Source organism: Streptomyces blattellae (assembly GCF_009709555.1).
Classification (GTDB): domain Bacteria; phylum Actinomycetota; class Actinomycetes; order Streptomycetales; family Streptomycetaceae; genus Streptomyces; species Streptomyces blattellae.
The window spans coordinates 1-23364 of sequence record NZ_WJBG01000107.1; the positions used below are offsets into that span (position 1 = coordinate 1).

The window sequence follows — 23364 nt, forward strand, 5'->3', positions numbered from 1 at the left end:
ACCAGGTGGCGGAGGCGTCACCGGAGGAGTCCTTCGAGCTGTTCCTGTCCGACGAGACCCAGAGCACGTCTACGACGAGCGGTTCGTCGCCGAGGACGGCAACGTCTACGCGATCGCCGCGTACGGCCCCGACGCGGACGGCCGCGAGGACGAACCGGAGCTGCTCACCACGGCGTTGTCCGGGTTCTGCCCGCCCTACGCCTGCGACCCGGCATCGATCGGCTGAGGCGGCCCCGGCGACCGGGGCACACGCTCTGCGGCTCCTCCCGGAGCTTGCCGATGCCGACCGCATGTTCAGTGACCCGCCCCACTTTCGTCGTGGATCGCGCATGCATCAGCGGGCCGAGGGCATGTGCTCACGGTCCCGAGGGTGACGCATGTGTGACTCAGGGGTACTGAACAGGAACGGAGGGCAATACCGGTCATGGCAAGGCAGCAGGCGCAACGGACGATCCACGTCGACGGCCAGTGGCGGGAAGCGGTCTCCGGCGCCACCCGCGAGATCCTCGACCCGGCGGACGCCCTGCCCTTCGCCGTGGTCGCGGAGGGGGACGGGAAGGACACCGATCTGGCGGTCGAGGCCGCGCGCCGCGCCTTCGACGCAGGCGCGGGGGACTGGCCGCGTACCCCCGTCGCCGAACGCGCCGCGCTGCTGCGTCGCGTCGCCGACCTCCTCGCCCGCGACCGTGAGCCGCTCGGGCTGCTGGAGAGCCGTGACGCGGGCAAGACCGTGGAAGAGGGCCGGATCGACATCGACTGCGTCGCCGACGCCTTCCGCTACTTCGCCGATCTGGTGGCGGCGGAGGGCGCGGGCCGGGTGGTCGACGCGGGCTCGCCCGACATCCACAGCGTCGTCGTGCACGAGCCGGCCGGCGTCTGCGCGCTGATCACGCCCTGGAACTACCCCCTGCTGCAGGCCAGCTGGAAGATCGCCCCGGCGCTGGCGGCCGGCAACACCTTCGTGATCAAGCCGAGCGAGATCACCCCGCTCACGACGATCGCCCTGATCGACCTGCTGGCCGAGGCCGGTCTGCCCGCCGGGGTCGCGAACATCGTCACCGGCCCCGGCCACACCGTCGGCGCCCGCCTCGCCGAGCACCCCGACGTCGACCTCGTGTCCTTCACCGGCGGCCTGACCAGCGGCACGAAGGTCGCGCAGGCCGCCGCCGTGACCGTCAAGAAGGTCGCCCTCGAACTCGGCGGCAAGAACCCCAATGTCGTGTTCGCCGACGCCTGTTCGACCGACGAGGCCTTCGACACGGCCGTCGACCAGGCCCTGAACGCCGCGTTCATCCACAGCGGGCAGGTGTGCTCCGCGGGCGCGAGGCTCATCGTCGAGGAGTCGGTCCGGGAGCGTTTCGTCGCCGAACTCGCCCACCGGGCCTCGAAGATCCGCCTCGGACGCGGCACCGAGGACGGCGTGGAGTGCGGTCCGCTCGTCTCCGAGCAGCAGCGCGCGAAGGTCGAGTCGTACGTCGCCTCCGCGCTGGAAGAGGGCGCGGTGCTGCGCTCCGGCGGCAAGCGCCCCGAGCCGAGCGCCGAACGCCCCGCCACCGGCTACTTCTACGAGCCGACGGTCCTCGACCAGTGCGACCGCGAGATGAAGGTCGTACGCGAAGAGGTCTTCGGTCCGGTGCTCACCGTCGAGACGTTCCGCACCGAGGACGAGGCGGTCGCGCTCGCCAACGACACGGAGTACGGGCTCGCGGGCGCCGTCTGGACCGCCGACGCCGCACGCGCCCGCCGGGTCGCCGCGCGGCTGCGGCACGGCACCGTCTGGATCAACGACTTCCACCCCTATCTCCCCCAGGCGGAGTGGGGCGGCTTCGGCAGGAGCGGGGTGGGCCGTGAGCTGGGTCCCGCCGGACTCGCCGAGTACCGGGAGAGCAAGCACGTCTACCAGAACCTGGCGCCGAGGCCGGTCCGCTGGTTCGCCGGCTGACATTGCGCTCGGCCGGGTGCCGCGATGTGCCGTCGGTTGTCTGCCGCGCCCCCATGGGGGCGCGTTCGGTCCCCCTTGAGCCTGATCCCCTTGGAGTAACCACCCATGTCCGAACTCCCCCACCTCTACGACTACGTTGTCATCGGCGGCGGCACCGCCGGCTCCGTCATCGCCTCTCGTCTCACCGAGAACCCGGACGTCACCGTCGCCGTCATCGAGGGCGGGCCGAGCGATGCCGGACGCGACGACGTGCTGACGCTGCGCCGCTGGATGGGCCTGCTCGGCGGCGAACTGGACTACGACTACCCGACCACCGAGCAGCCCCGCGGCAACTCCCACATCCGGCACAGCCGTGCCCGGGTCCTCGGCGGGTGTTCGAGCCACAACACCCTGATCGCGTTCAAGCCGCTGCCGTCCGACTGGGACGAGTGGGAGGCGGCCGGCGCGCAGGGGTGGGGCGCGGTGCCGATGGAGGCGTACTACGCCCGGCTGCTGAACAACATCGTCCCGGTCGACGAGAAGGACCGGAACGCCATCGCCCGCGACTTCGTCGACGCAGCCCAGGCCGCGCTGGGCGTCCCGCGCGTCGAGGGCTTCAACAAGAAGCCGTTCACCGAGGGCGTCGGCTTCTTCGACCTCGCCTACCACCCGGAGACCAACAAGCGGTCGAGCGCGTCGGTGGCGTACCTCCACCCCGTGATGGACGAGCGCCCGAACCTGACGATCCTGCTGGAGACCTGGGCGTACCGGCTGGAGCTGGACGGCACCCGGGCCGCGGGCGTGCACGTACGGGACAAGGACGGCGCGGAGTTCGTCGTACGGGCCCGAGGCGAGGTCCTGCTCTGCGCCGGCGCGGTGGACTCACCGCGACTGCTGCTGCACTCGGGCATCGGGCCCCGCGATGACCTGGAAGCGCTCGGCATTCCCGTCGTCCACGATCTGCCCGGCGTCGGTGAGAACCTGCTCGACCACCCCGAGTCGGTGATCGTCTGGGAGACCAACGGCCCCATCCCGGAGAACTCCGCGATGGACTCCGACGCGGGCCTGTTCGTGCGCCGCGATCCCGAACACGCGGGCCCGGACCTGATGTTCCACTTCTACCAGATCCCGTTCACGGACAACCCGGAACGACTGGGCTACGAGCGGCCGGAGTTCGGCGTCTCGATGACCCCGAACATCCCCAAGCCGAAGTCCCGTGGCCGCCTGTACCTGACGAGCCCGGATCCCTCGGTCAAGCCGGCCCTCGATTTCCGCTACTTCACGGACGAGGACGACCACGACGGCCGGACCCTGGTCGACGGCATCCGCATCGCCCGCGAGATCGCCGCGACCGAACCCCTCGCGGGCTGGCTGAAGCGCGAGGTGTGCCCCGGCCCGGAGATCCTCGGCGACGCCGAACTCAGCGAGTACGCCCGCAAGGTCGCGCACACCGTGTACCACCCGGCGGGCACCTGCCGTATGGGAGCGGCGAGCGACGAACAGGCCGTGGTGGACCCGCAGTTGAGGATCCGCGGCCTGGACGGAATCCGGATCGCCGACGCGTCGGTCTTCCCGGCGATGCCCGCCGTGAACCCGATGATCGGGGTGCTCATGGTCGGGGAGAAGGCCGTCGACCTGATCAGCGGTGATGCGTGACGAGTACGGCCCGAACACGTCCGTCGGTACGCCGAGCAGACGCGCACCGCCGATGGCGGTGGCAAGGGCCGGCAGTACAAGGAGGAACGAGGTCTCCATGATCATCGCCGACCTGATGACTGTCGCGACAGCACCGCACCGGGCGCCCTTGATCGGACGTGCACCCGATGCCGCCGCCGCACCCGCACCCGGAGTGTGACACTCTCGCGGACGCGGAAGGTGTCACACTTCCTCGGGGTGCACACGTGTCGTCACCCGTGATCCCCCGGCGTGTAGTGCCCCGGCACCATCCGGCAGGTCACACCGAACCGGTTCCATGCGTTGATCACCGTGATCGCGGCGATCGGCTGCGCCGGCTCCGCCTCCTCGAACTGCTTGGCGGCCGTCTCGTGCACCTCGTCCGGCACGAAGCCGTCGGTCAGGACGGTCACGGCGTCCGTCTGCTCCAGCGCCGCCAGTTCCTTCTCCGTGTAGAAGTGCCGGGACTCCTGCCAGGCGCCCAGCTGGATGATCCGCTCGACGCTCTCACCGGCCGGCTGCCCTCCTCCCGCACCCTCGCCGCCGACCTGGGCATCGCCCGCAACACGGTCGCCGACTCCCCCACGCTCGAATGCGCTCACGCGGGGGACCTCCCATCGCCGACCTCGTCGCGGAGGGCTGGCTCACCCACCGCCCAGTTGAAGACCCTCTGCCGGGCCGGGAAGGGCGCCGGCGCCACGACCCACGAGCCGGGCAAAGCGCTACGCCCCCAGCACGCCCCGCAGCTGCGCCAGCCCCCAGTCCAGGTCCTCCTTGCCGATCATCAGGGGCGGCGCGATGCGGATCGTCGCCCTGGGGGCACCGCCCGCGCCCTTAAGACTGTGGGGGAGGGTGTCCTTCACCAGCACACCCCGCTCCATCAGCTTCTCGGACACCTCCCGCCCCGTCCCGTACGCCCGGGCGATGTCGACGCCCGCCCACAGCCCGCGCCCCCGCACCTCCGTCACCCGCCCCGTGCCGACCAGCGCCGCCAGCTCCCGCCGCAGATGTTCGCCCAGCTCCGCGGCCCGCGCCTGGAACTCGCCCGTCCGCAGCATCGCCAGCACCTCCAGCGCCACCGCACAGGCCAGCGGATTCCCGCCGAACGTCGACCCGTGCTCCCCGGGCCGGAACACCCCCAGCACCTCGGCGCTCGACACCACCGCCGACACGGGCACGACACCACCGCCGAGGGCCTTGCCCAGCACGTACATGTCGGGCACCACCCCCTCGTGCTCGCACGCGAAGGTACGTCCCGTCCGCCCCAGCCCCGACTGGATCTCGTCGGCGACGAAGAGAACGTTCCGCTCCCGCGCCAGCTCCCGCACCGCCGGCAGATAACCCTCGGGCGGCACGATCACCCCCGACTCGCCCTGGATCGGCTCCAGCAGCACCGCCACCGTGTTCTCGGTCATCGCCTCCCGCATCGCCGTCAGATCCCCGTACGGCACGATCGCGAAGCCCGGCGTGTACGGACCGAAGTCCGCGCGCGCCTCGGGGTCCGTGGAGAAGCTGATGACCGTCGTCGTACGGCCGTGGAAATTACCGCCCGCGACCACGATCTTCGCCATCTCCGCCGGCACGCCCTTGACCCGGTACCCCCACTTCCGGGCCGTTTTCACGGCCGTCTCCACCGCCTCCGCGCCCGTGCTCATCGGCAGCACCATCTCCATGCCGCACAGCTCGGCCAGCTCCGCGCAGAACGCGGCGAACCGGTCGTGATGAAACGCCCGCGACGTCAGCGTCACCCGCTCCAGCTGCGCCTTAGCCGCATCGATCAGCCGCCGGTTGCGGTGACCGAAATTGAGCGCCGAGTACCCGGCCAGCAGATCCAGATACCGCCGGCCCTCGACATCCGTCATCCAGGCCCCGTCCGCCGTCGCCACGACGACCGGCAGCGGGTGGTAGTTGTGGGCGCTGTGGGCGTCGGCTGCTTCGATGAGGCTTTCCGTAGCGGTCACGGCAACTCCCGAACATGAGGCGGACCCCCTTCCTATCGTCGCTCGGATGCCGGACGCGGGAGCCAAGCCGACTCATGCGCCCGGTAGGCTGATCGCGGGCCGTGACTGGCGCGCTGGGATGGGACCGACCATCGGGGAGCGGCCCTCGACGGCCTGACCCCTGGGGCTGACGAGCGAGTGCCGTGCGCCTGGGCCGAACCGTGAACCGTGACCGCTTCAAGCCACGCCGCCGGAGGCCGACGAACATGTCAGAGCAGCAGCCCCTCTCCACCGAGTCCACCGCCTTCCGCGCCGCTCTCGACGTGATCCGCGCCGTCGAGCCGCGCGTCGCCGACGCCATCGGCCAGGAGGTCCACGATCAGCGCGAGATGCTCAAGCTGATCGCCTCCGAGAACTACGCCTCCCCGGCCACCCTGCTCGCCATGGGCAACTGGTTCAGCGACAAGTACGCCGAGGGCACCATCGGCCGCCGCTTCTACGCCGGCTGCCGCAACGTCGACACCGTCGAGTCCCTGGCCGCCGAGCACGCCCGCGAGCTCTTCGGCGCCCGCCACGCCTACGTCCAGCCGCACTCCGGTATCGACGCCAACCTCGTCGCCTTCTGGTCCGTCCTCGCCCAGCGCGTCGAGACCCCCGCCCTGGAGAAGGCCGGCGTCCGCCAGGTCAACGACCTCTCCGAGGCCGACTGGGCCGAGCTCCGCCAGGCCTTCGGCAACCAGCGCATGCTCGGCATGTCCCTGGACGCCGGCGGCCACCTCACCCACGGCTTCCGCCCGAACATCTCCGGCAAGATGTTCGAGTCCGCAGTATACGGAGCCGACCCGGTCACAGGCATGGTCGACTACGACGCCATGCGTGCCACGGCCCGCGAGTTCAAGCCGCTGATCCTCATCGGTGGCTACTCGGCGTACCCGCGTCTGGTGAACTTCCGGATCATGCGCGAGATCGCCGACGAGGTCGGCGCGACGCTCATGGTCGACATGGCGCACTTCGCCGGCCTGGTCGCGGGCAAGGTCCTCACCGGCGACTTCGACCCGGTCCCGCACGCCCAGATCGTGACGACGACCACCCACAAGTCCCTCCGCGGCCCCCGCGGCGGCATGGTCCTGTGCGACGACTCCCTCAAGGACCAGGTCGACCGCGGCTGCCCGATGGTCCTCGGCGGCCCGCTCCCGCACGTCATGGCCGCCAAGGCCGTCGCCCTCGCCGAGGCCCGTCAGCCCTCCTTCCGTGACTACGCCCAGCGCATCGTCGACAACTCCCGCGCCCTCGCCGACGGCCTGATGCGCCGGGGCGCGACCCTGGTGACCGGCGGCACCGACAACCACCTCAACCTGATCGACGTCGCCTCCTCCCACGGCCTCACCGGCCGCCAGGCCGAGGCCGCCCTGCTCGAATCCGGCATCGTCACCAACCGCAACTCCATCCCGGCCGACCCCAACGGCGCCTGGTACACCTCCGGCATCCGCATCGGCACCCCCGCGCTCACCACCCGCGGCCTGGGCACCGCCGAGATGGACGAGGTCGCCGCCCTCATCGACCGCGTCCTCACCACCACGGAGCCCGGCACCACCAAGTCGGGGGCCCCCTCCAAGGCCGCCCACGTCCTCGACCCCAAGGTCGCGGACGAGATCTCCCACCGCGCCACCGACCTGGTCGCCGGATTCCCGCTCTACCCGGAGATCGACCTCGGCTGAAGCGCCCTGTAAGGAGCGCGGGGCCGCATCGAATATGCGGCCCCGCGCGTGGGCGCGACCAGCCCCTGTGGCCCGCAGTTCCCCACGCACCGAACCACCCGAGCTCTCTGAGAGAATGGTGAGCATGGCCTCTGATCGACCTCGCGTGCTCTCCGGAATCCAGCCCACCGCAGGCTCGTTCCACCTCGGCAACTACCTCGGCGCCGTCCGCCAGTGGGTTGCGTTGCAGGAGACCCACGACGCGTTCTACATGGTCGTCGACCTGCACGCGATCACGATTCCGCAGGACCCGGAGGAACTGCGGGCCAACACCCGCCTCGCCGCCGCACAGCTCCTGGCCGCGGGGCTCGACCCGGAGCGCTGCACGCTCTTCGTCCAGAGCCATGTCCCCGAGCACGCCCAGCTCGCCTGGATCATGAACTGCCTCACCGGCTTCGGTGAGGCGTCCCGCATGACCCAGTTCAAGGACAAGTCCGCCAGGCAGGGCGCCGACCGCGCCAGCGTCGGCCTCTTCACGTACCCGGTCCTCCAGGTCGCGGACATCCTGCTCTACCAGGCGAACGAGGTGCCGGTCGGCGAGGACCAGCGCCAGCACATCGAGCTGACCCGTGACCTCGCCGAGCGCTTCAATGGCCGCTTCGGCGAGACGTTCACGATCCCGAAGCCGTACATCCTCAGGGAGACGGCGAAGATCTACGACCTCCAGGAACCGTCGATCAAGATGAGCAAGTCGGCATCGACCCCGAAGGGGTTGATCAACCTGCTCGACGATCCCAAGGCCACCGCCAAGAAGGTCAGGAGCGCGGTCACCGACACCGACACGGTCATCCGCTACGACGCCGAGAACAAACCGGGCGTCAGCAACCTGCTGACCATCTACTCGACCCTCACCGGCGCCGGAATCGCGGAACTGGAGCAGAGGTACGAGGGGAAGGGCTACGGTGCGCTCAAGACGGACCTCGCCGAGGTCATGGTCGAGTTCGTGACGCCGTTCCGCGAGCGCACCCAGCAGTATCTGGACGACCCGGAGACGCTCGACTCGATCCTGGCCAAGGGGGCGGAGAAGGCGCGTGCCGTCGCCGCGGAGACCCTCTCCCAGGCGTACGACAAGGTGGGCTTCCTGCCCGCCAAGCACTGACCGCTCCACGGCACAGCCGCAGGCACGAGAGCCGTACCACCGACAGCGCTGCACATCACTACGGTTGCGCCTGCCCGCAGGACAGCCGTGGCCGTACAGTCGATAGCCGGATGGCCGCACCAGCGGTCACCCCTGTTCACCGGACGAACCAGCAGCACGACAGAACGACAGGAGACGACGTGGGGACCGTAACGATCGGTGTGTCGATCGCGGTCCCGGAGCCTCACGGCAGCCTGCTCCAGGAGCGGCGCGCGGGCTTCGGCGACGCCGCGGCGTACGGCATCCCCACGCACGTCACCCTGGTGCCGCCGACGGAGGTCGACGCCAGCGAGCTGGCCGCGATCGAGGCCCACCTCGTTGGGGTCGCCGCGGCCGCGCGCCCCTTCCCGATGCGGCTGTCCGGCACGGGCACCTTCCGTCCCCTGTCCCCGGTCGTGTTCGTCCAGGTCGTCGAGGGCGCCGCAGCCTGCACCTGGCTGCAGAAGCAGGTCCGCGACGCCTCCGGGCCGGTGGCGCGCGAACTGCAGTTCCCGTACCACCCGCATGTCACCGTGGCGCACGGCATCGACGACGAGGCGATGGACCGCGCCTTCGAGGAACTCGCGGACTACACCGCCGCCTGGCCCTGCACCGGCTTCGCGCTCTACGAACAGGGCGCCGACGGCGTATGGCGCAAGCTGCGCGAGTTCACCTTCGGGGGCGCGGTGGTGCCCCCGCAGCCGGGCCATGTGGACCGGGGCTCCCTGCCGACCCGCTAGTTCCCCGGCACCCGAGCCTCCCCCCGCCGCCTCCCGGGGCGCCGACACTCGGCACTAGGCCGGCAGCCGCCGGAACACCGCCCGCGGTGCATGCCGCAGCGCCGACATCACCAGACGCAGTGCCCCCGGCACCCATACCGTCTCCGAGCGCCGCCTCAGGCCCAGCTCGATGGCGGTGGCGACCGCCTCGGGGGTCGTGGCGAGGGGGGCTTCTGCCAGGCCGGCGGTCATCTTCGAGCGTACGAAGCCGGGGCGTACGACCATGACGTGCACGCCGGTGCCGTGGAGGGCGTCGCCCAGGCCCTGGGCGAAGGCGTCGAGGCCGGCCTTGCTGGAGCCGTAGATGAAGTTGGCGCGGCGGGCGCGCTCGCCGGCGACGGAGGAGAGCACGACCAGGGAGCCGTGGCCCTGGGTCTGCAACGCGCGCGCGGCGACGAGCGCCGAGGACACCGCGCCCGTGTAGTTGGTCTGCGCGACCCGGACCGCGGCGGCCGGTTCGCGCTCGTCGTGCGCCTGGTCGCCGAGGATGGCGAAGGCGAGCAGCACCATGTCGATGTCGCCCTCGGCGAAGACCTTGCCGAGCACCGTTTCGTGGGAGCCGGGGTCGAGCGCGTCGAAGGGGACGGTGTGCACCTCGGCCCCGAGGGCGCGCAGTTCGGCGGCGGCCCCGTCGAGCGCGGGCGTCGGGCGGCCCGCCAGCCACACCGTGCGGGTGCGGCGGGCGATCAGGCGCCGCGCGGTGGCGAGCGCGATCTCGGACGTACCGCCGAGGACGAGCAGGGACTGGGGGAGGCCGAAGGCGTCCTTCACGACAACTCCTGGGGTGTGCCTAGAGGGTGAGGCGGCGCGACAGGTCCGACACGAACACCCCGCGGGGGTCCAGTTCCGCGCGCAGGGCGCGGAACTCGTCGAGCCGGGGGTACATCGAGGTGAGCAGCTCCGGACGCAGCCGGGCGTCCTTGGCCAGGTAGACCCGCCCGCCCGCCGCGGCCACCTCCCCGTCCAGTTCGTCGAGGAAGGCGCCGAGGCCGGGCAGTCCGGCAGGGATGTCCAGGGCCAGCGTCCAGCCGGGCACGGGGAAGGAGAGCCAGCCCGGGTCGGCGTCCCCGAAGCGCTTGAGGACGGCGAGGAACGACGGGCAGCGGCGGGCCGAGATGCGCCGCACGATCCGGCGCAGGGCGTCCTCCTGACCGTATCCGACGACGAACTGGTACTGCACGAAGCCGCCGCGGCCGTAGACGCGGTTCCAGTGGGGGACGCCGTCGAGGGGGTGGAAGAAGGCGGAGATCTTCTGCAGTTCGCCGGTACGCGCGCGTGGCGCCTTCCGGTACCAGAGTTCGTTGAACAGGCCCACGGTGGTGCGGCTGAGCAGTCCTTCCGGGAGGAAGGCGGGGGCGGGCGGCAACCGGGAGGGGCGGAAGGAGAGCGGGGCTCTGCGCACGCGTGCGGGCAGCGTGTCGAGCGGTGCGTGGTCGCCGCGGGTCAGCACCGCGCGGCCCGTCGCCGCGCCGCGGGCCAGGAGGTCGATCCAGGCCACCGAGTAGCGGTAGAGGTGGTCGGTCGCGGTCAGACGGGCCATCAGGTCGTCGAGGTCGGCGGCCCGTTCGGTGTCGACGGACATGAGGGAGGTCTGTACCGCCTGCAGCTGGACCGTCGCGGTCAGGATGACGCCGGTCAGGCCCATGCCGCCGGCCGTCGCGTCGAAGAGGGGGGTGCCGCGGCCGACGGTGCGGATCTCGCCGTCGGCGGTGAGGAGTTCCAGCGACAGGACGTGCCGGGAGAAGGCGCCGGACACATGGTGGTTCTTGCCGTGGATGTCGGCGCCGATCGCGCCGCCGACCGTCACCTGGCGGGTGCCGGGCGTCACGGGGACGAACCAGCCGAGCGGCAGCAGGACTTCCATCAGGCGGTGCAGCGAGACACCCGCGTCGCACAGGACGGTGCCGCCGGAGGCGTCGATGGCGTGGATGCGGTCCAGGCCCGTCATGTCGAGCACGGTCCCGCCGGCGTTCTGCGCCGCGTCCCCGTAGGCCCGCCCCAGCCCTCTGGGGATGCCGCCGCGGGCCCCGCAGCCCCGGACGGCGGCTGCGGCCTCCTCGTACGTCCGTGGCCGGATCAGCCGGGCGACGGTGGGAGCGGTGCGGCCCCATCCCGTGACGGAAACGGTGTCGGCAGACATGCGGTGACCGTATAGCCGGGGTTTGGCAGGCTGTTTCGTAACATTCCGTTACTCCCCGAAATGGGTGATTAATGGGATGTCGCTCAATATTGCCGTAATTCCGGCCGGGGTGACGTGAACAGTGAGTCCAGTGGACGACTTCGAGACCATGGACCACCGAATCCTTTCCGCGTTCCATGCCTACGGTGCGGACCCGCGCGTAGGGGCAGCCGCGCGGGCCCTGTCCTGGGCGGGCGAGCACGGTGCGCTGTGGATCGCGGCCGGACTCGCGGGCGCTGCCGTGGACGGCGGGCGACGTGGCGCCTGGTTGCGCGGTACAGCGCTCACGGTGGGCGCGCACGTCGCCAGCATGGGTGTGAAGCGCGTCGTACGCCGCAGGCGCCCCACGCATCTCGCCCCCCGTGTGCGCACCGCCGGCCGCCACTCCTTCCCGAGTTCGCACGCCACCTCGGCCGCCGCGGCAGCCGTCGCCTACGGCACACTCGGCGCCGCGTTCGTCCCCCCGCTCGCCGTCGCCATGTGCCTCTCCCGTCTGGTCGTCGGTGTGCACTATCCCTCCGACGTGGCAGCGGGCGCGGCCCTCGGGGTGCTCACGGTGCGGATCGGATCGCGCTGGATTCGAGGGGGCCCGCATGACTGAGACAGCGCCGCTCACGAACACCGCGCAGGCGGCCACAGGCGCGGCCCGCACCATCAGCGGTGCGCCCCGTAAACGCACCCTCCTGGGCGGCCTCCTCAAGACCGCACGCCCCAAGCAGTGGGTCAAGAACGCCCTGGTCGTCGCCGCGCCCGCCGCCGCCGGCCGGCTGCTCGCACCGGGCGCACCCACCCGCATCGCGCTGGTCTTCGCGCTGTTCACGGCCTGCGCCGCCGCCGTGTACCTGATCAACGACGCCCGCGACGCCGAGGCCGACCGCGCCCACCCCACCAAGTGCCACCGCCCGGTCGCCGCCGGCCAGGTCCCCGTACCGGTCGCGTACGCCGTCGGCGGCGCCCTCGCCGTCCTCGCGCCGGCCGCGGCGGCCTGGCTGACCACGCCCGCCCTCGCAGCGCTGCTGACCGCGTACCTCGGCATGCAACTGGCGTACTGCATCAGCCTCAAGCACGTCCTGGTCGTGGACCTCGTCGTCGTCACGACCGGGTTCCTGATGCGGGCCATGGCCGGCGGGCTCGCGCTAGGCATCCCCCTGTCGCGCTGGTTCCTGATCACCACCGGGTTCGGCGCGCTGTTCATGGTGTCGGCCAAGCGCTACTCCGAAGCCGTCCAGATGGCCGGCACAGCGGGCGCCACGCGCGCGTTGCTCACCGAATACACCACCGGCTACCTGCGTTTCGTATGGCAGCTGGCGGCCGGCGTCGCCGTCCTCGGCTACTGCCTGTGGGCCCTGGAGGAGGGCGGCGTCCCGAACACCGGCGTGCTGCCGTGGCGGCAGCTGTCCATGGTCGCCTTCATCGTGGCGATCCTCCGCTACGCCGTCTTCGCCGACCGCGGCACCGCGGGTGAACCCGAGGACGTCGTCCTCCACGACCGAGCCCTCGCACTCATCGCCTTGGCGTGGCTGGCGATGTACGGCTTGGCGGTGGCCAATTGGTGAATGTGCGGCCACCGCGGCGCCGCACCCGACCGACGACCCATCCCGGCACAATCCGCGAAGCGCTGGGGTTCGCCGCCGCCGGCCTCCTCGCCTACGCCGTCGACCTCGCCCTGTTCATGTGGCTGCGCGGTCCCGCCGGACTCGGACCGCTCACCGCCAAGGCGGTCTCCTTCGCGGCGGGCTGCTCGGTGGCCTACGTGGGCAACGCGTTCGGCACCTACCGCGACACCAGACCGCGGGGCCTGCGCCCGTACGCCATGTTCTTCGCGGTGAACGCCGCGGGGGCGCTCGTCCAGCTCCTGTGTCTCACCGTCAGCCACTACGGCCTCGGCTTCACCTCGCAGCGCGCGGACACCGTGTCCGGCGCGGGAATCGGCATGGCGCTCGCCACTGTCCTGCGTTTTTGGGGCACTCGGACACTGGTCTTCCGAGACGAGGGCAGAGTCGGATCATGGACTGGCTGAAAAAGCTCCCTGTCGTCGGGCCGCTGGTGGCCCGATTGATGTCCACGCACGCGTGGCGGTCGTACGAGCGTCTGGACCGGGTGAAGTGGACGCGGCTGGCCGCCGCGATGACCTTCATCAGCTTCGTGGCGCTCTTCCCGCTGCTGACGGTGGCCGCCGCCATCGCCGCCGCGACCCTCACCAGGTCCCAGCAGAACGAGCTGGAGGACAAGATCGCCGAGCAGGTGCCCGGCATCTCCCAGCAACTCGACATCGACGGCCTGGTCGCCAACGCCGGCACCGTCGGCCTCATCGCCGGCGTCGTCCTGCTGTTCACCGGCATCGGCTGGGTCGGCTCGATGCGCGACTGTCTGCGCGCGGTGTGGGAGCTGCCCGACAGCGAGGAGAACCCGGTCTTCAGCAAGGCCAAGGACGCGGGCATCCTCGTAGGGCTCGGCGGCGCGCTCCTGGTGACGCTCGCCGCCTCCACCGTGGCCTCCGCGATGGTCGGCTGGATCACCGAGCAGATCGGCATCGAGGAGGGCGGCTGGGGCGGGGTCCTGCTGCACATCGCCGCGTTCGCCGTCGCCGTACTCGCCGACTTCCTGGTGCTCCTGTACGTCCTCACCCTGCTGCCCGGCGTCGAACCGCCGCGCCGTCGGCTGATGGTGGCCGCGCTGATCGGCGCGATCGGGTTCGAACTGCTCAAGCTGATGCTCAGCGGCTATATGCAGGGGGTGGCCGGGAGGAGCATGTACGGCGCGTTCGGCGTCCCCGTCGCCCTGCTGCTGTGGATCAACTTCACCTCGAAGCTGGTCCTGTTCTGTGCCGCGTGGACGGCGACGGGGAGCAAGGAGACCGAGGAGACCGAGGAGACCGAGGTCAGGGACGAGTCCGGCGACGTACCAGGTCAGGCAGCGGCCACCGGCGGTTGACCAGGAACGAGCCCGCCGCGAGCAGCACCAGCACCCCGCCGGTGATCGCGAGCGCGACCCCCATCCCGCCGGAACCGCTCTCGGCCGCCGCGCCCGTCACCGGCTCCGCGGACACCTCGCTGTCGCCGGAACCACCGGCCTCACCGCCGTCGTCCGCCCCCGGCTGGGCGCTGGCCTGCGCGGCACTCTTCGGCGGCACCAGCTCGCCCACCGGCTCCACCTTGCCGGCCGCCTTGAACCCCCAGTCGAAGAGCGCGGCGGTCTCCTTGTAGACCTGGTTGTGCTCGTCCTTCTGCGGGTTCATGACGGTGACCAGCAGGACCCTGCCGTCGCGTTCGGCGACGCCGGTGAAGGTGGAGCCGGCGTTGGTCGTGTTGCCGTTCTTGACGCCCGCGATGCCCGGGTACTGGTCCAGGCCGCTGTCGCCGGTCAGCAGCCGGTTGGTGTTCTGGATCTCGAAGGACTCGCGGACCGTCCTGCCCTTGCTGTTCTTGGTCGTCTCGCCCGGGAACTCCGCGGATACCGTGGAGGAGTACTCGCGGAAGTCCTTCTTCTGCAGCCCGGAGCGGGCGATCAGCGTCAGGTCGTACGCGGACGAGACCTGCCCGGGGGCGTCGTAACCGTCGGGGCTGACGACGTTCGTGTCGAGGGCCTGGAGCTCCTCGGCGTGCTCGTTCATCTGCTCGACGGTGTCGGAGACGCCGCCGTTCATGGCGGACAGCACATGCACCGCGTCGTTGCCGGAGCGCAGGAAGACGCCGAGCCACAGGTCGTTGACCGTGTAGGTCTCGCCCTCCTTGATCCCGACCAGGCTGGACCCGGCGCCGATGTCGGCCAGGTCGCTGGGCGCCACGGTGTGCTTCATGGTCTTCGGGTACTTCGGCAGCAGGGTGTCCGCGAACAGCATCTTCAGCGTGCTCGCCGGGGGCAGCCGCCAGTGCGCGTTGTTCGCGGCCAGCACGTCACCCGACTCGGCGTCGGTGACGATCCACGACCGCGCGGACAGGTCCTTGGGGAGCACCGGCACCCCGCTCGCGAGATTGACTTGCGCCCCGGCCTCGCCGAGCCGGGCGCCGCCCACCGTCGACATGTTCGCCGGGGGAGTGACCGAGGGTGAGGGCGAGGGCGTTGGCTCGGGTGCCGCCAGAACCGGCGCGGCGGTCAGCGAGAAGGACAAGAACGTGGCGGAAGTGACCAGCAGGGATCGCCTGGCGGTCTTCATGGGTGCGGGCACGGTCGAGAACGTACCTGCCGCGGGCCGGGAAGTCCCGTCGCCCACCCCACCCCGGCGGCGGATCCGGACAGGCGGCGGTGATACTGAACGCATGAAGCTCAGCCGCCCCGTCTCCTGGTTCCTGCTCGCTTTCGGGGTGTGGAGCTGGATCATCTGGATCACTTTCGTCAACAACCTGGTCGAGGACGGCAGCGGGCTCGCGTTCGACGACGCGGGCGACCCGACGGGATACTTCTGGGTGCACCTGCTGCTGGCCGTCGTTTCCTTCGTACTGGGGACGGCCGTCGGGGGCATCGGGTTGCGCGGACTGCGCGCACTGCGCGGGAACTCATAGCCGTCCCCAAGGAGTTTGCATACCGTGATGATCGTTTTCGCGCTGCTGGCCGTGGCCCTCGCCGTGGCCGTCCTCGTGACGTCCAACTGGTACCTGTGGCGCCGTCTCTTCCGCGACACGACCACCGGCCCCGGCTGGGCCCGGCGCGCGGGCGCGGCGGTCGTCGCGGGCGGCTGGGTACTGGCGGTCGGCGCCCTCGTGGCAGAGCAGACCCATGCGCCCTTCTGGCTCCAGCAGGCGGTGGCATGGCCCGGCTTCATGTGGCTGGCCCTGTGGGTCTACCTGCTGCTGGGCGTGGTGGCGGGCGAGGTCGTACGACCCCTGCTGCGGCGTTTCCTCGACCGCCGGGACAGCCGGAAGGAACCGGCCCCGACCGCCGTACGGCAGCCGGAGGCGGTACCGGCCGCCGGGATACCGGCGCGGGAGCCGCAGGAGGCCGCGGCGCCAGCGGACCCGCAGCCGGACGGCACCTCCGGCGCGGAGCCGGAGCAGCCCGCTCACCCGCAGGCTGAGCCGCCCCGCCCGCCTTCCCCCGTGGCCGCCCCCAGCCGCCGTCTCTTCGTCTCCCGCGTCGCCGCCGGAGCCGCCGCCGTGGCCGCCGCGGGAACCGTCGGCTACGGCACCTACGGCGTCATGCGCGGACCGAAGGTCAAGCGGGTCACCGTGCCGCTGGCCAAGCTCCCGCGCGCGGCGCACGGTTACCGGATCGCGGTGGTCAGCGACATCCACCTGGGCCCGATACTGGGCCGGAGCTTCACGGAGAAGGTCGTCGACACCATCAACTCCACCCAGCCCGACCTCATCGCGGTCGTCGGCGACCTGGTGGACGGCAGCGTCGAGGACCTGGGCCCGGCCGCGGCGCCCCTCGCGCGGCTGAAGGCCCGCCACGGCAGCTTCTTCGTCACCGGCAACCACGAGTACTTCTCCGGTGCCGAGCAGTGGGTCGAGGAGGTACGCCGGCTCGGCCTGCGCCCGCTGGAGAACGCCCGTACGGAACTGCCCCACTTCTACCTCGCGGGCGTCAACGACGTATCGGGCGAGAGCGAGGGCGAGGGCCCCGACTACGAGAAGGCGCTCGGCGACCGGGACATGGCACGCGCGTGCGTGCTCCTCGCCCACCAGCCCGTCCAGATCCACGACGCCGTCGACCACGACGTCGACCTCCAGCTCTCCGGCCACACCCACGGCGGCCAGCTCTGGCCCGGCAACTACCTCGCCGAGCTGGCCAACCCGACCGTCGCGGGCCTGGAGCGCTACGGCGACACCCAGCTCTACGTCAGCCGCGGCGCGGGCGCCTGGGGACCGCCGACGCGGGTGGGGGCCCCGTCGGACATCACGGTGGTGGAACTGGCCTCGCGCCAGGCGTGACGGCCGCTCCGCGGGCCGTGCCGCGACAGGCCGTCGCCCTGGCAGACGTGCCGAGACGCGACTCCCTCCGACTGGGGACACGGCCCGCGGGACCCGGCGATGGGGCCACACGGAGGGAGCGAGCTGGCGGGCACCGGCGGCCTGGCGGCGGCCGTCGCCCTGGACGCCTTACGCCTTCATCGTGCGCACGGCGTCGGTCCCGGCCGCGACGCACCTGCCCGGCGACTCCGACTGCCGGCTCCCGGCAGGCCCGGAGAAGCGGCTCCCGCATCCGGCCGTGGTCGCTCGATGTCCCCTTCGAGCCCCTTCACCCGAAAGCGATCACCGGGCCCGCCCCGGCGCCCGCCCCAGCTCAGGCCGCTTGGTGTAGTCGGTGAACCCGATGACGTTCCCCCACGGATCGGCGATCTCGACGGTCCAGCCGGTGGCCGCGGAGAACGGCTCGTCGAGCGGGGCGATACCGGCACCGAGCAGTTCCCGGGCGGCGGTCCGGGCGTCCGGCACCTCCAGCCACACCCGGGGAGAGGGCCACAGCGGCGGCCGGTGCCCGAACTCCTCCTCGACCCGCAACAGGATCCCCGGCGTCTCACCCCCGACCCTCAGCAGCGCGATCCCGGCCTCGTCGAACCGGAACGCCACCGTGAACCCGGCCTGCGCGTAGAAGTCGACGGCCTCACCGAGGTCCCCGACCGGCAACAGCACGTTGTCGAACCCGAGCAGTTCGTACGACTCGTCATCTGACATGCGATCAGATTAGGTACGGCGGTTCGGACGGCCTCGGGGGCTTACCGTGGGGTCACTCGGCTGGACTCGGCTGGACGAGGTACCGGTGCGACCGCCGACGTGTGTCAGCCCCCGCAGCCCCCCACCCTCCCCGTACTCACCGCGATGTCATCCATCCGGATGTCGTACGACGAAGGGGCCGGGTCCGCCTGGTACAACTGCCAGCCCAGCCTCAGCGTGTCGAAGGTCGGGAAGGTGAAGGGGTCCGACGTGCCGCCGTGCCGGCTTGTGGACACCGTCAGATCGGGCTGCTCGACACCGTCGAAGTAGACCGTGACGCGATTGTCGGTGGCGTCCAGGTGGAACTCGACGCAACTCCACTCGCCGGCCGTCGCCGGAGCCGAGGTCCTCCAGGACGTCCAGTCGCCGGTGGGTCCGAGGTCGGAGCCGACGCCCCAGAAGTTGCCATTGTCGGTGGGGGCGTACTGGCCGCCGAGGGGACGGACCAGAGTGGGGGAGTCCGAGCCGGATGCTTCCGCGAGTGTCCAGTGGGCCCAGTCGGGGGCGGTGGGGAAGGCGTCCACGCGGAGGCGCAGGCGGGCCCAGTAGCTGTTGCCGGGGGCGGTCAGCTCGGGGAAGACGAGGAAGGCCCGGCCGTTGCCCTCGGTGTGGATGCGGAGTTCGCGACCGGGGCCGGTGGTGCTGGGGGCGATCGCCAGAGTGCCGCCCGCGGTGTCCGCGGTCCAGCCGTGCCCCTCGGAGACGGGGCCGAGGGGGAGACGGTCGAAGGTCTCCCGGGCCAGCGTTCCGGAGGAGGTGGAGGCTGCGGAAGCAGGGAGGGATGCCGAGAGCAGTACGGCCGCTGCGGCGGAGAGAGCGGCTGCGGCTTTCCTCAGGAGTGCCATGGGAGCAGTGTGCAACTGGAGCCACACAAGTAACAGACTGCGCAGGGGAGTTGGCTGGTGCGGGTACCTTGCGTGTCTTGATCCCCTGACCTCTCAACCAGTCGAGAGCATCATCGCAGGCCGGACGGCGCCCGTGCGGCCTACGCAGCCACGTTCGCCCAATGGCGTGGCCATATGCCCGAGGGCCCCGCTTCCAGCGGAAACGGGGCCCTCACAGCCGTACGGAAAGCCGTACTGGACACGACCTCAGAACCGGCGCGTGATCAGCGCCTTCTTCACCTCCGCGATCGCCTTCGTGACCTCGATGCCGCGCGGGCAGGCGTCCGTGCAGTTGAAGGTCGTGCGGCAGCGCCAGACGCCGTCCTTGTCGTTGAGGATCTCCAGGCGCTGTTCGCCCGCCTCGTCGCGCGAGTCGAAGATGAAGCGGTGGGCGTTGACGATGGCGGCCGGGCCGAAGTACTGGCCGTCGTTCCAGAAGACCGGGCAGGACGAGGTGCAGGCCGCGCAGAGGATGCACTTCGTCGTGTCGTCGAAGCGTTCGCGGTCCTCGGCCGTCTGGAAGCGTTCGCGCGTCGGCTCGTTCGTGTCCTTGGTGATCAGGAACGGCATGACGTCGCGGTACGCCTGGAAGAACGGCTCCATGTCGACGACCAGGTCCTTGAGGACCGTGAGGCCCTTGATGGGCTCTACCGTGATCGGCTTCTCGGGGTTGATGTCCTTGATCAGCGTCTTGCAGGCCAGGCGGTTCTTGCCGTTGATCCGCATGGCGTCCGAGCCGCAGATGCCGTGGGCGCAGGAACGGCGGAAGGTGAGCGTGCCGTCGACATCCCACTTGATCTTGTGGAGGCCGTCGAGGACGCGCTCCTTCGGGTCGATCTCCAGCTGGAAGTCTTCCCACACAGCCTCTGCGGAGACTTCCGGGTTGAAGCGGCGGACGCGGAAGGTGACCGTGATGTAGGGGGACGCGGCGGACTCCGCCTCCACCTTGTCCAGAACAGGGGTTGCCATCAGTACTTACGCTCCATCGGCTGGTAGCGGGTCTGGACGACCGGCTTGTAGTCGAGACGAATGGACTCCGTGCCGTCGTCGCCCACCGCGCGGTACGCCATGGTGTGGCGCATGAAGTTGACGTCGTCGCGGTTGGGGTAGTCCTCGCGGTAGTGACCGCCGCGGGACTCCTTGCGGGCCAGCGCCGACACCGCCATGACCTCGGCCAGGTCCAGCAGGTTGCCCAGCTCGATGGCCTCCAGCAGGTCCGTGTTGAACCGCTTGCCCTTGTCCTGGATCGAGACGTTCTTGTAGCGGGCGCGCAGCTCCGCGATCTTCTCGACCGCGGTCTTGATCGTCTGCTCGGTGCGGAACACCATGACGTTCGCGTCCATGGTCTCCTGCAGTTCGCGACGGAGGATCGACACCCGCTCGGTGCCCGTCGAGGAGCGCAGGTGCTCGATCTGGGAGGCCACCAGCTCCGCCGGGTTCTCCGGCAGCTCCACGAAGGCCGCCTTCTGGGAGTACTCGGCGGCTGCGATACCGGCCCGCCTGCCGAACACGTTGATGTCCAGGAGGGAGTTGGTGCCGAGACGGTTCGCTCCGTGCACCGACACGCAGGCGACCTCGCCCGCCGCGTACAGGCCGGGCACGACCGTCGTGTTGTCCGCCAGCACCTCACCCTCGACGTTCGTCGGGATGCCGCCCATCGCGTAGTGGGCCGTGGGCTGGATCGGGATCGGGTCCGTGTACGGCTCGATACCGAGGTAGGTACGCGCGAACTCCGTGATGTCGGGCAGTTTCGCGTCCAGCTGCTCCGGCGGGAGGTGAGTGAGGTCGAGGTAGACGTGGTCGCCCTCGGGGCCGCAGCCGCGGCCCTCGCGGATCTCGGTGTAGATGGAGCGGGACACGACGTCACGCGACGCCAGGTCCTTCATCACCGGCGCGTACTTCTCCATGAAGCGCTCGCCGTCCTTGTTGCGGAGGATGCCGCCCTCACCGCGGGCGCCCTCCGTCAGCAGGATGCCCATGCGCCAGATGCCGGTCGGGTGGAACTGGAAGAACTCCATGTCCTCCAGCGGCAGACCCCGGCGGTACACGGCCGCCTGGCCGTCACCGGTCAGCGTGTGCGCGTTCGACGTCACCTTGAAGAACTTGCCGCAGCCGCCGGACGCGTAGATCACGGCCTTCGCCTGGAAGACGTGGATCTCACCGGTCGCCAGCTCGTACGCCACCACGCCGGCCGAGCGCTTCACGCCGTCGACCTCGGTGATCAGCTGGTCGAGGACGTAGAACTCGTTGAAGAACTCCACGCCATGTTTCACGCAGTTCTGGTACAGCGTCTGGAGGATCATGTGGCCGGTGCGGTCGGCCGCGTAGCAGGAGCGGCGGACCGGCGCCTCGCCGTGGTTTCGGCTGTGCCCGCCGAAGCGGCGCTGGTCGATGGTGCCGTTCGGGGTGCGGTTGAACGGCAGGCCCATCTTCTCCAGGTCGAGGACCGAGTCGATGGCCTCCTTCGCCAGGATCTCCGCGGCGTCCTGGTCGACCAGGTAGTCACCGCCCTTGACCGTGTCGAAGGTGTGCCACTCCCAGTTGTCCTCCTCCACGTTGGCCAGCGCGGCGGCCATACCGCCCTGCGCGGCGCCCGTGTGGGAGCGGGTCGGGTAGAGCTTGGTCAGCACCGCGGTCCGGCTGCGCTTCGTCGACTCGATGGCGGCGCGCATGCCGGCGCCACCCGCGCCGACGATGACTGTGTCGTACTTGTGGATCTTCATTGGTCTCGTAGCCCCGGATCTAGCGGATGTTCGGGTCGAAGGTGAAGATCACCAGCGTGCCCAGCAGGATGGTGAACACCGTGGCGGTGTAGAGCAGGCCCTTCAGCCACAGCCGGGTGTTCGCGCGCTCCGCGTAGTCGTTGATGACCGTACGCAGGCCGTTGGCGCCGTGCAGCATCGCCAGCCACAGCATCAACAGGTCCCAGACCTGCCAGAAGGGGCTTGCCCAGCGGCCGGCCACGAAGGCGAAGCCGATCTTCGACACGCCGCCGTCCAGCACCAGCTGGATCAGCAGGTGGCCGAGGACCAGGACGACCAGCACCACCCCGGACAGGCGCATGAACAGCCAGGCGGCCATCTCGAAGTTGCCCCGCGTGGACTTCGGGGTCTTCTTGGTGCGCTTGCGCGGGGCCTCGATCAGCGGCGCCGGGTTGTCGACGGTGTAGAGGGGCGTGCCCTCCACGGGGCCGATCCCGGTAGCGGTGTTTTCGGTGATGGACATGCGCGTCAGCTCCCGAACAGTTCACGAGCGGCGTGACCGAGGACGGGGTAGACGGCCCCGATCATCAGCACGAGCCACAGGCCGACGACGGACCAGAGCATCTGCTTCTGGTAGCGCGGGCCCTTGGACCAGAAGTCGACGGCGATGACACGCAGGCCGTTGAGCGCGTGGAAGAGGATGGCGGCGACGAGGCCGTACTCCAGCAGCGCGACGACCGGCGTCTTGTACGTGGCTACGACGTCGTCGTAGGCCTCGGGGGAGACACGGACGAGAGCGGTGTCCAGCACGTGAACGAACAGGAAGAAGAAAATGAGGACGCCGGTGACTCGGTGAGCCACCCAGGACCACATTCCTTCCCGGCCGCGGTACAGCGTTCCAGCCGGCACGGAAGTTCCTCCGGGAGCGGGGATTGGGGCCGCGCCGGCTTGTGCTGTCGGTCGGGCCCGGCCGGGTACGGTCCACCGGCCCCCAGCATCGTAGCGATGCGCTGCCGCCGGGCTTAGCGGGGGGCTGGCGGTGTGATCAAAGTGGCACGCGGATGGGTGATCGGCGGCTTATGGGGTGATGTGTCCTGCTATTTGCCGGGTGCGGCGCCATGGGGGCTGGTCGAGCCCGCGCGGCGGCAGCCGCAAATCGACTACAGCCCCGCGCCCCTCAGGTGCGTCACCAGCCTGCCTCGTGCGAGGTGCCGGAGCTCCTCTGCTGCTACCACCCGTTCGTCTTCCGGATCGTTTGTCAATCGTGACCGGATTCCTGCCAGGACCTGGTCGAGGACTTCGGCGGGCGGCAGGTGGTCGACACAGATGACAAACGCATGCCCGAATCGCGCCTCGTATGCGGCATGCGCGGCACTGAGTGCTGTGTGCGCGGCTGAGTACGTTCCGCTGGGAAGCTCGGGAAGCGTTTCTTCTGACAGCGCCTTCGCCAGATCCGCCGCCGTCAGGTCGTACGCCGCCTCGTCGGACGCGGCCAGGAGGGATTCGAGGTCCGGGTACGGGCGGTGGTCGGCCACGCGGTGGGCCCAACGGGGGCTGTGGAGGCAGGTGAGGAGGGTGTGGCGGACGTCTTCGAGGGGGGCCGTGTTGAAGTGGTCCAGCGGGGAAGACGTGCTCCGGGTCTGCTCGGGTATGGCGACTTGGCCAGGAAGGTGTGTGGGCGTCACGTGATTCGGCAGGGGATGGTGTGCGAGATGTGGCATCACGTTATCGAGATCGGACATGACGTGTCCGACGGAT

General features: G+C 70.4%; 22 protein-coding genes, 2 pseudogenes and 1 riboswitch. Of the genes and pseudogenes, 12 read left to right on the plus strand and 12 right to left on the minus strand.

Going from position 1 to position 23364, the window contains the following annotated elements; genetic code table 11:
* The 3 genes and pseudogenes from GFH49_RS39255 to GFH49_RS03860 form a co-directional block, all read left to right on the plus strand.
* A pseudogene (locus GFH49_RS39255) lies at nt 1-226 on the plus strand (hypothetical protein); the annotation flags it as partial.
* Nucleotides 227-424: 198 nt separating this feature from the next.
* Nucleotides 425-1942: an aldehyde dehydrogenase family protein gene (locus GFH49_RS03855; protein WP_155054319.1), complete on the plus strand. Its 1518-nt coding sequence runs from the start codon at nt 425-427 to the stop codon at nt 1940-1942.
* A 105-nt stretch (nt 1943-2047) separates the two neighbouring features.
* The gene (locus tag GFH49_RS03860; protein ID WP_155054320.1) at nt 2048-3577 is read left to right on the plus strand and encodes a GMC family oxidoreductase; all 1530 of its coding nucleotides are present in this window, start codon (nt 2048-2050) and stop codon (nt 3575-3577) included.
* A gap of 251 nt (nt 3578-3828) precedes the next feature.
* Here GFH49_RS03860 and GFH49_RS03865 read toward each other — a convergent pair.
* Together GFH49_RS03865 and rocD are read right to left on the minus strand one after the other, a co-directional pair.
* A pseudogene (locus GFH49_RS03865) lies at nt 3829-4110 on the minus strand (carboxymuconolactone decarboxylase family protein); the annotation flags it as partial.
* Nucleotides 4111-4317: 207 nt separating this feature from the next.
* Nucleotides 4318-5556, minus strand: a complete 1239-nt coding sequence (gene rocD / locus GFH49_RS03870) for an ornithine--oxo-acid transaminase (protein ID WP_155054321.1) — start codon at nt 5554-5556, stop codon at nt 4318-4320.
* A 91-nt stretch (nt 5557-5647) separates the two neighbouring features.
* Nucleotides 5648-5757: riboswitch (ZMP/ZTP riboswitch) on the plus strand.
* Between the two features lie 44 nt (nt 5758-5801).
* Between rocD and GFH49_RS03875 the strand changes: the two genes are divergently transcribed.
* The 3 genes from GFH49_RS03875 to GFH49_RS03885 all read left to right on the plus strand — a co-directional run bounded on the left by GFH49_RS03875 (nt 5802) and on the right by GFH49_RS03885 (nt 9149).
* Nucleotides 5802-7253, plus strand: a complete 1452-nt coding sequence (locus GFH49_RS03875; protein WP_155054322.1) for a glycine hydroxymethyltransferase — start codon at nt 5802-5804, stop codon at nt 7251-7253.
* 124 nt (nt 7254-7377) lie between these two features.
* Nucleotides 7378-8391: a tryptophan--tRNA ligase gene (gene trpS, locus GFH49_RS03880; RefSeq protein ID WP_155054323.1), complete on the plus strand. Its 1014-nt coding sequence runs from the start codon at nt 7378-7380 to the stop codon at nt 8389-8391.
* Nucleotides 8392-8570: 179 nt separating this feature from the next.
* A complete protein-coding gene (locus GFH49_RS03885) occupies nt 8571-9149 on the plus strand; it encodes a 2'-5' RNA ligase family protein (protein ID WP_155054324.1) in 579 nt (192 codons plus the stop codon).
* Nucleotides 9150-9203: 54 nt separating this feature from the next.
* Here the strand turns inward: GFH49_RS03885 and dprE2 are convergent, their stop codons facing one another.
* Entirely contained in the window at nt 9204-9959 is a 756-nt protein-coding gene (gene dprE2, locus GFH49_RS03890) for a decaprenylphospho-beta-D-erythro-pentofuranosid-2-ulose 2-reductase (RefSeq protein ID WP_155054325.1), read from the minus strand.
* A 19-nt stretch (nt 9960-9978) separates the two neighbouring features.
* A complete protein-coding gene (gene dprE1, locus GFH49_RS03895) occupies nt 9979-11328 on the minus strand; it encodes a decaprenylphosphoryl-beta-D-ribose oxidase (protein WP_155054326.1) in 1350 nt (449 codons plus the stop codon).
* A gap of 148 nt (nt 11329-11476) precedes the next feature.
* Here dprE1 and GFH49_RS03900 point away from each other — a divergent pair, with 148 nt between their 5' ends.
* From GFH49_RS03900 to GFH49_RS03915, 4 genes are read left to right on the plus strand one after another with little or no spacing between them, the layout of a single operon-like run.
* Nucleotides 11477-11968, plus strand: a complete 492-nt coding sequence (locus GFH49_RS03900) for a phosphatase PAP2 family protein (protein ID WP_196217844.1) — start codon at nt 11477-11479, stop codon at nt 11966-11968.
* The gene (locus GFH49_RS03905; protein ID WP_155054328.1) at nt 11961-12923 is read left to right on the plus strand and encodes a decaprenyl-phosphate phosphoribosyltransferase; all 963 of its coding nucleotides are present in this window, start codon (nt 11961-11963) and stop codon (nt 12921-12923) included. The genes GFH49_RS03900 and GFH49_RS03905 overlap by 8 nt, the downstream gene beginning before the upstream one ends.
* Entirely contained in the window at nt 12920-13387 is a 468-nt protein-coding gene (locus GFH49_RS03910; protein ID WP_230396145.1) for a GtrA family protein, read from the plus strand. The genes GFH49_RS03905 and GFH49_RS03910 overlap by 4 nt, the downstream gene beginning before the upstream one ends.
* Complete coding sequence (locus tag GFH49_RS03915; RefSeq protein WP_155054329.1) at nt 13375-14301, plus strand: YihY/virulence factor BrkB family protein; 927 nt, start codon at nt 13375-13377, stop codon at nt 14299-14301. The genes GFH49_RS03910 and GFH49_RS03915 overlap by 13 nt, the downstream gene beginning before the upstream one ends.
* Here the strand turns inward: GFH49_RS03915 and GFH49_RS03920 are convergent.
* Nucleotides 14249-15535, minus strand: coding sequence for a D-alanyl-D-alanine carboxypeptidase family protein (locus GFH49_RS03920; protein WP_230396146.1), 1287 nt, complete (start codon nt 15533-15535; stop codon nt 14249-14251). The genes GFH49_RS03915 and GFH49_RS03920 overlap by 53 nt on opposite strands.
* A gap of 91 nt (nt 15536-15626) precedes the next feature.
* On the opposite strand from GFH49_RS03920, the gene GFH49_RS39840 reads away from it, so the two are divergent.
* Together GFH49_RS39840 and GFH49_RS03925 are read left to right on the plus strand one after the other, a co-directional pair.
* On the plus strand, nt 15627-15869 hold the full coding sequence (locus tag GFH49_RS39840; protein ID WP_230396147.1) for an SCO4848 family membrane protein: 243 nt from the start codon (nt 15627-15629) through the stop codon (nt 15867-15869).
* A 27-nt stretch (nt 15870-15896) separates the two neighbouring features.
* Entirely contained in the window at nt 15897-17237 is a 1341-nt protein-coding gene (locus GFH49_RS03925) for a metallophosphoesterase (protein WP_408055883.1), read from the plus strand.
* Nucleotides 17238-17558: 321 nt separating this feature from the next.
* Here GFH49_RS03925 and GFH49_RS03930 read toward each other — a convergent pair whose 3' ends face one another.
* From GFH49_RS03930 to GFH49_RS03960, 7 genes are all read right to left on the minus strand, one after another.
* On the minus strand, nt 17559-17981 hold the full coding sequence (locus GFH49_RS03930) for a VOC family protein (RefSeq protein WP_155054332.1): 423 nt from the start codon (nt 17979-17981) through the stop codon (nt 17559-17561).
* Between the two features lie 104 nt (nt 17982-18085).
* Nucleotides 18086-18865 carry a LamG-like jellyroll fold domain-containing protein gene (locus tag GFH49_RS03935; protein ID WP_155054333.1) on the minus strand — a complete coding sequence of 260 codons (780 nt, stop codon included), beginning with the start codon at nt 18863-18865 and terminating at the stop codon, nt 18086-18088.
* A 246-nt stretch (nt 18866-19111) separates the two neighbouring features.
* A complete protein-coding gene (locus tag GFH49_RS03940; RefSeq protein WP_155054334.1) occupies nt 19112-19873 on the minus strand; it encodes a succinate dehydrogenase iron-sulfur subunit in 762 nt (253 codons plus the stop codon).
* Entirely contained in the window at nt 19873-21627 is a 1755-nt protein-coding gene (gene sdhA, locus GFH49_RS03945; RefSeq protein ID WP_155054335.1) for a succinate dehydrogenase flavoprotein subunit, read from the minus strand. The genes GFH49_RS03940 and sdhA overlap by 1 nt, the downstream gene beginning before the upstream one ends.
* A gap of 19 nt (nt 21628-21646) precedes the next feature.
* A complete protein-coding gene (locus GFH49_RS03950) occupies nt 21647-22129 on the minus strand; it encodes a succinate dehydrogenase hydrophobic membrane anchor subunit (RefSeq protein ID WP_155054336.1) in 483 nt (160 codons plus the stop codon).
* A gap of 5 nt (nt 22130-22134) precedes the next feature.
* Nucleotides 22135-22515: a succinate dehydrogenase, cytochrome b556 subunit gene (sdhC, locus tag GFH49_RS03955; protein WP_155054337.1), complete on the minus strand. Its 381-nt coding sequence runs from the start codon at nt 22513-22515 to the stop codon at nt 22135-22137.
* 251 nt (nt 22516-22766) lie between these two features.
* Nucleotides 22767-23291, minus strand: a complete 525-nt coding sequence (locus GFH49_RS03960) for a 2-oxo-4-hydroxy-4-carboxy-5-ureidoimidazoline decarboxylase (RefSeq protein ID WP_230396151.1) — start codon at nt 23289-23291, stop codon at nt 22767-22769.
* Nucleotides 23292-23364 lie beyond the last annotated feature (73 nt).